This window comes from Aeromicrobium sp. CnD17-E, assembly GCF_024124745.1.
GTDB lineage: Bacteria > Actinomycetota > Actinomycetes > Propionibacteriales > Nocardioidaceae > Aeromicrobium.
Genome location: NZ_JAMXRU010000138.1, coordinates 1 through 6,833, shown reverse-complemented (window position 1 = coordinate 6,833; position 6,833 = coordinate 1). Strand labels below are relative to the sequence as shown.

Below are 6,833 nucleotides of genomic sequence, written 5' to 3'. Positions count from 1 at the left end.
CACTTCGGGCTCGACCCCGACCGACCGACGCTGCTCGTCACGGGCGGCTCGCAGGGCGCCCGCCGCATCAACCAGGCGGTCAGCGGTGCCGCGCGCGACCTCGCCGAGGCCGGCGTCCAGGTGCTCCACGCCGCCGGGCGGCCCGAGGAGGTCGTGCTCGAGCGTCCCGCCGACGCCCCGCCGTACGTCGTCGAGCAGTACATCGACCGGATCGACCTCGCCTACGCGGCCGCCGACCTCGTCGTCTGCCGGGCGGGGGCGAACACCGTCACCGAGGTGGCCGCCGTGGGGCTGCCGGCGGCGTTCGTCCCGCTACCGATCGGCAACGGCGAGCAGGCCCTCAACGCGCACCCGGTGGTGCAGGCGGGCGGCGGCCTGCTCATCGACGACGAGGCCATGACCTCCGCCTGGGTCGACCAGGTCGTCGTGCCGCTCGTGCAGGACACCGAGCGCCTGGCCCTCATGTCGGCGGCGGCGACCGACCTCGTGCCGCGCGACGCCGACGCCCGGCTCGCGCGCATGGTCCTGGCCGCCGCAGGTCGGGAGCTCGGTCGATGAGGGTCCCCGTCCCCGACCACGTGCCCGGCCCGCACGACCTCGGCCGCGTCCACCTCGTCGGCATCGGCGGGGCGGGCCTGTCCGCGATCGCACGGCTGCTCGCCCAGCAGGGCGTGACCGTCAGCGGCAGCGACGCCGCCGACGGTGCCGTCGTGCGCGCGCTGCGCGAGGAGGGCATCACGGTCCACGTCGGGCACGCGGCGGAGCACGTCGAGGGTGCCGACACCGTGATCGTCTCCACCGCCGTCCGCGAGGACAACCCCGAGGTCGTGGCCGCCACGGCGTCGGGCGCCCGGCTCTGGCCACGGTCGGCGGGCCTGCGCTCGGTCATGACCGACCGGCGCACGGTCGCCGTCGCGGGCACGCACGGCAAGACCACCACCACCGCCATGCTGACCTGCGCCCTCGTGGCCGCCGGTGCCGAGCCGTCGTTCGCCATCGGTGCCGAGGTCGCGAGCCTCGGCACCAACGCACGCGTGGGCACCGGCGACGTGCTCGTCGCGGAGGCCGACGAGAGCGACGGCGCGTTCCTGCACTACGACCCCGCGCTCGCGGTCGTGACCAACGTCGACGCCGACCACCTCGACACGTGGGGCACCGAGGAGGCCTACGCCGCCGCCTTCGAGCAGTTCGTCGCGACGGTCGGCGAGGTGCTCGTGCTCGGTGCCGACGACCCGGGAGCCGCCGCCCTCGCCGCCGCGGGCACCGCGCGCGGGCTCGACGTCGTCACCACGGGCCTGGGCGACGGCCACGACCTGCGGGCGCGCGACGTGCAGGTGGCCGCCGGGGCGACGACCTTCACCGTCGACGGCCTCGGTCTCTCGGGCCTGCCGGTCCGGCTGGCCGTGCCCGGCGCCCACTACGCGCAGGACGCGCTCCTCGCGCTCGCGGTCGGCCTGCGGCTCGGTGACCCGGCCGAGGCCCTCGTGGAGGGCCTGGCCGCCTACGGCGGCGCGCGTCGCAGGATGGAGCGGCTCGGCGAGGTCGACGGCGTGGTCGTCTACGACTCCTACGCCCACCACCCGACGGAGATCCGCGCCGACCTCGCGGCGGCCCGCTCCATCGCGGGGGAGGGGCGGCTCGTCGTGGCCTACCAGCCGCACCTGGTGAGCCGCACGCGTCTCTACGGCGTGGAGATGGGCCGAGCCCTGTCGGCGGCCGACCTCGTCGTGGTCGCCGACCTGTACCTGGCCCGCGAGGACCCCGACCCCGCCGTCACGTCGGCCCTCGTGGTCGACGCCGTCGACGGTCCGCCCGCCTCCGTGGGTGGGCCCGTGGCCGACCTGCACGACGTCCTCCTGCCGCAGGTGCGGCCGGGCGACCTCGTCCTCACGCTCGGTGCCGGCGACGTGACCGTCGTCGGTCCGCGTCTGCTCGACGCGCTGCGCGCCCGCGGGACGGGCGGGGCATGACCGAGCAGCGCTTCCACGAGCGGCGTCGACGCGACCGCCGGAAGCGGCTGCTCCGCTGGGCCGGCGGCCTCGGCGGCGTCGTCCTCGTCGGCGTGCTCGTCTGGCTCGTCTGGTTCTCCCACGTCCTCGGGGTCCGCGACGTCGAGGTGGAGGGCACCAGGACCCTCGGGGTCAAGCAGGTGCGCTCGGTCGCGGACGTCCGCCTGGGTACGCCGCTGGCGAGGCTCGACACCGCCGCGGTCGAGGCACGCGTGGCGGGACTGCCGGCGGTCGAGCGCGTCGAGGTCCGACGCAGCTGGCCCCGCACCGTCCGCGTCGAGGTCACCGAGCGCACGGCCGTCGCCTGGACCAGGGTCGACGGCGACGTGCGCGCCCTCGACCGCTTCGGCATCGACTACCGGACCCTGCGGCAGCCGCCCCGAGGCCTCGTCGAGGTCAGCACCTCGGCCACCGACCCGCGGCAGCGCCAGCTGGCGGTCGTCGCCGCGGCCGCGGTCGTGGCCCGGCTGGAGAAGGACGACCCCGACCTGGTGAAGGCCGTCCGTGCCGTCGAGGCGCCGAGCCGCGACGCCGTGACGCTGCGGCTCTCGCGCGACCGCACGGTCACGTGGGGGAGCGCGGCCAAGCCGGAGCAGAAGCTGAAGGTCCTGCGGGCCCTGCTGCGCATCCGGGCGCGCGGCTACGACGTCAGCGCGCCCGAGCAGCCCACCACGCGCCAGTAGCGGCGCCGGCACTCATGGCCCCGGTCGAGCGTGGCCGGACCGTGACGCGTGACGTGCGTGGTCCAGAGCGCACGCGACGCGCGGCGTGTCGTCCGTGACGGCGTGCGCGCGCCGCGTAGCGTGATCCTCGGACGGCAGGTTGACATAACTATAACCCTGACGTTCACGTTCAGACTTGAGGGAGACCCCCTCCAGCCCTCCTCCTGAAAGGCATCGCACATGGCGGTCCAGAACTACCTCGCCGTGATCAAGGTCGTCGGCATCGGCGGCGGCGGCGTCAATGCCGTGAACAGGATGATCGAGGTCGGCCTCAAGGGCGTCGAGTTCATCGCCATCAACACCGATGCGCAGGCGCTGCTCATGAGCGACGCCGACGTCAAGCTCGACGTCGGCCGCGACTCCACGCGCGGCCTCGGTGCCGGCGCGAACCCCGAGATCGGCAAGCGTGCCGCCGAGGACCACGCCGAGGAGATCGAGCAGGCCATCAAGGGCGCCGACATGGTCTTCGTCACCGCGGGCGAGGGTGGCGGCACCGGCACCGGCGGCGCCCCCGTCGTCGCACGGATCGCGCGCTCGCTGGGCGCGCTGACCATCGGCGTCGTCACCCGCCCGTTCACGTTCGAGGGTCGCAACCGCTCCGGCCAGGCCGACGCGGGCATCCAGGCGCTGCGCGAGGAGGTCGACACCCTCATCGTCATCCCGAACGACCGGCTGCTGTCGATCAGCGACCCCAACGTCAGCCTGCTGGACTCCTTCCGCCAGGCCGACCAGGTCCTCCACCAGGGCGTCTCGGGCATCACCGACCTCATCACGACCCCCGGCCTGATCAACCTCGACTTCGCCGACGTGAAGTCGGTCATGTCCGACGCCGGGTCCGCGCTCATGGGCATCGGCTCGGCGCGCGGTGAGCAGCGTGCGGCCGTGGCCGCAGAGATGGCCGTCTCCAGCCCCCTTCTCGAGGCCTCCATCGAGGGCGCGCGCGGTGTGCTCCTGTCGATCGCCGGTGGCTCCGACCTCGGCCTGTTCGAGATCAACGAGGCCGCGGGTCTCGTCGCCGACGCCGTCCACCCCGAGGCCAACATCATCTTCGGTGCCGTCATCGACGACGCCCTCGGCGACGAGGTGCGCGTGACGGTCATCGCGGCAGGCTTCGACGGTGGCGAGCCGAAGGCGCGCGACGCATCGCAGCCGGCGCTGCTCAAGGAGCAGGCGGCGCAGGAGCCGGCCACGCCGAGCACCCCGCCGCCGACCGCCGAGACCTACACGGGGCAGAAGTACTCGTCGTCGACGCAGGCCGACCCGCTGCCGTCGGGCGACCCGCGCTCGGTCCCCACGCGCGAGCCGCGCGAGGTGCCCTACGGCGACGACCTCGACATCCCCGACTTCCTGCGCTGAGCACGGCGTCGCCCGCCCGCGCTAACGTCGACGACGTGTTCTTCCACCAGGACCTCGGCTGGGCGCAGGTCGGCTTCACCGACGCCAGCACCGACCTCGGCCGCAGCGACGCGGCCGAGTCGGTGCAGGCGCGACGTCGGGCCGCGCGGTCGGTGGCCGGAGGGCTCGACGCAGGATCCGACGGCACGCTGGACGTCGTGTCGATGCACCAGGTCCACGGACCCGACGCGGTGCTCGTCGGTCGCGGCACGCCGACCCCCACCGCCGACGCACTCGTCACCCGGACGCCCGGGGTCGCGCTCGTGGTGAGGGTCGCCGACTGCACGCCCGTGCTGCTCGCCAGCGAGGACGGGTCCGTCGCTGCCGCGGTTCACGCCGGCCGGGAGGGGCTGGTGCGCGGCGTCGTCCCCCGCGCGGTCGAGCGTGTCGTGGCCGACGGGCCGACCGCACCGCTGCACGCCTGGGTCGGACCCCGCGCGTGCGGTCGCTGCTACGAGCTGCCGGCCGACCTCGCCGACGCGGTCGACGCCGCCGTCCCGGGCACCCGCTCGACGACGTCCTGGGGCACCCCGGCGGTCGACGTGGGCGCCGGGGTGGTCGCGCAGCTGGAGGCGCTCGGCGTCACCGTGCACGACGTCGGAGCCGGAGCCTGCACGATCGAGGACGACCGGTTCTGGTCGCACCGACGCCAGGGCGAGCGCGCCGGTCGCATGGGCGGCGTCGTCGTGCTAGCCGCGGAGGGCAGCCGATGACCCGGGCCGAAGAGCTCGCTGCCAACCTCGCCGAGGTGCGGGCCCGCGTCACGCAGGCGTGCACAGCCGCCGGTCGCGCACCCGAGGACGTCACCACCATCGTCGTCACCAAGACCTACCCCGCCTCCGACGTCGCCACGCTCGCAGGGCTCGGCGTCACCGACGTGGGCGAGAACCGCCACCCCGAGGCCGGCGACAAGGCCGCCGAGCTGCCGTCGCTGCTGGCCGACGGGGTCACGGCGCCGCGCCAGCACTTCGTCGGTGGGCTGCAGACCAACAAGGCCGGCGCCGTGGCACGCTACGCCGACGTCGTCCAGAGCGTCGACCGCGCGAAGCTCGCCCGGTCCCTCTCGCGAGGGGCCGAGGCCGCCGACCGCGACCTCGTGCTGCTCCTGCAGGTCGACTTCGACCTCCAGGACCCCGGTCGCTCCGGCGCCGCGCCCGACGACGTCGCGGCGCTCGCCGACCTCGTCGCCGAGCTGCCCCGCGTGCACCTCGGCGGCCTCATGACCGTCGCCCCCCTCGGTGTCGCCCCCCGACCCGTGTTCGAGCGCCTGCGCGAGCTGGCCGAGCAGGTACGGGCGCAGCACCCCGACGCGCGCATCGTCTCGGCCGGGATGAGCGGCGACTTCGAGGACGCGGTCGCCGCCGGCGCGACACACCTGCGGATCGGGCGCGCGGTGCTCGGCGAGCGGCCTCCGCTCCGGTAATCTCACCAGTGTCGTTCACCGACACCTCTTCTTCCTCCGAGCCCCCGCTCACCCGCACCCGACGGAGACATCATGGCTGGCGCAATGCGAAAAGTAGGCGAGTACCTGGGCCTCGTCGAGCAGGCTGACTTCGACGAGTACGACGACGAGCCCACCGGTCCGGTGCCGGCCGTCCGTCGTGAGGAGGAGCGGACCCCCGCGGTGCGCGCCCCCGAGCGTCGGGCGCAGGTCGCGTCGATCGACGACCACCGCCGCACGCCCCGCGCCGTCGAGGCGGCGCCGTCGATGCTCGCCCGCATCGAGACGGTCACGCCGCGCACCTACAACGACGCGCGCACGGTCGGCGAGCACTACCGCTCCGGCGTCCCGGTCATCATGAACCTCTCGGAGATCGACGACGACGACGCCAAGCGCCTCGTCGACTTCGCGGCCGGTCTCGTGTTCGCGGTGCGCGGCACGATCAACCGCGTCACGTCGAAGGTCTTCCTGCTCTCGCCGGAGAACATCGAGGTGACCGACGAGGACAAGCAGCGCATCGCCGCGGGCGGTTTCTACAACAACGGCTGATGGCGCTCTCCACCATCGGGCAGGTCCTCAGCTTCGTCCTGCTCGTCTGCATCCTCGTGCTCATCGCACGGCTCATCCTGGACTGGGTCCAGCTCCTCGCGCGGTCGTGGCGACCCACCGGGTTCGTCGCCGTGCTGTGCGAGGGCATCTACACCGTCACCGACCCGCCGCTGCGTGCGGTGCGCCGCGTGATCCCGCCGGTCCGCCTGGGATCAGCCATGCTCGACCTGTCGCCGATGGTGCTCCTGATCGGGATCTACATCCTCCAGGCGATCGTGAACAACACGCTCGTCGGTCGGTGAACACCGCACGGCGTCCGCGGACGGGACGCGTGTGGCAGCAGTGAACGGTGACCGAGTACGGTGGGTCAGAACCACAGTCTTCGAGACGAAACCACGACACGAGGTGAACTCATGCCCCTGACGCCAGAGGACGTGCGCAACAAGCGCTTCACTCCGGTACGTCTCCGCGAGGGTTACGACATGGGCGAGGTGGACCAGTTCCTCGACGAGGTCGAGGCCGAGCTGGAGCGACTCACCGTCGAGAACGAGGAGCTGCGCGCCAAGGTCGCCGCGGCCTCGACCGGCGAGCCCACCGGTCTGATCCCTGCCGTCAAGGCGGAGCCCGCGCCGGCCCCGACACCCGAGCCGGAGCCGGAGCCCGAGCCGGAGCCCGAGCCGGTCGTCGAGAAGGCGCCCGAGCCCGCTCCCGCCCCGG

Annotated in this window: 9 protein-coding genes; all 9 read left to right on the top strand. The window is 73.8% G+C overall.

Translation table 11 applies throughout. The features are described 5' to 3' along the window. Positions 1-558 (top strand): glycosyltransferase (locus tag NH339_RS16765; protein ID WP_305883288.1); only part of this gene is annotated, 558 nt, incomplete at its 5' end. After that, positions 555-1,970, top strand: a complete 1,416-nt coding sequence (gene murC / locus NH339_RS16760; RefSeq protein WP_253027154.1) for a UDP-N-acetylmuramate--L-alanine ligase — start codon at positions 555-557, stop codon at positions 1,968-1,970. The genes NH339_RS16765 and murC, both read left to right, overlap by 4 nt. Then, entirely contained in the window at positions 1,967-2,692 is a 726-nt protein-coding gene (locus NH339_RS16755; protein WP_253027153.1) for a cell division protein FtsQ/DivIB, read from the top strand. The genes murC and NH339_RS16755 overlap by 4 nt, the downstream gene beginning before the upstream one ends. A gap of 219 nt (positions 2,693-2,911) precedes the next feature. Beyond that, positions 2,912-4,087, top strand: coding sequence for a cell division protein FtsZ (gene ftsZ / locus NH339_RS16750; protein WP_067858267.1), 1,176 nt, complete (start codon positions 2,912-2,914; stop codon positions 4,085-4,087). Between the two features lie 35 nt (positions 4,088-4,122). Continuing rightward, positions 4,123-4,839, top strand: coding sequence for a polyphenol oxidase family protein (locus tag NH339_RS16745; protein WP_253027152.1), 717 nt, complete (start codon positions 4,123-4,125; stop codon positions 4,837-4,839). Beyond that, the gene (locus tag NH339_RS16740) at positions 4,836-5,549 is read left to right on the top strand and encodes a YggS family pyridoxal phosphate-dependent enzyme (RefSeq protein ID WP_253027151.1); all 714 of its coding nucleotides are present in this window, start codon (positions 4,836-4,838) and stop codon (positions 5,547-5,549) included. The genes NH339_RS16745 and NH339_RS16740 overlap by 4 nt, the downstream gene beginning before the upstream one ends. A 72-nt stretch (positions 5,550-5,621) precedes the next feature. Next, a complete protein-coding gene (locus NH339_RS16735; protein ID WP_253027150.1) occupies positions 5,622-6,116 on the top strand; it encodes a cell division protein SepF in 495 nt (164 codons plus the stop codon). Further along, positions 6,116-6,418: a YggT family protein gene (locus NH339_RS16730; RefSeq protein WP_067858255.1), complete on the top strand. Its 303-nt coding sequence runs from the start codon at positions 6,116-6,118 to the stop codon at positions 6,416-6,418. The genes NH339_RS16735 and NH339_RS16730 overlap by 1 nt, the downstream gene beginning before the upstream one ends. A gap of 111 nt (positions 6,419-6,529) precedes the next feature. Further along, a partial coding sequence (locus NH339_RS16725; RefSeq protein ID WP_253027149.1) for a DivIVA domain-containing protein occupies positions 6,530-6,833 on the top strand: 304 nt, incomplete at its 3' end.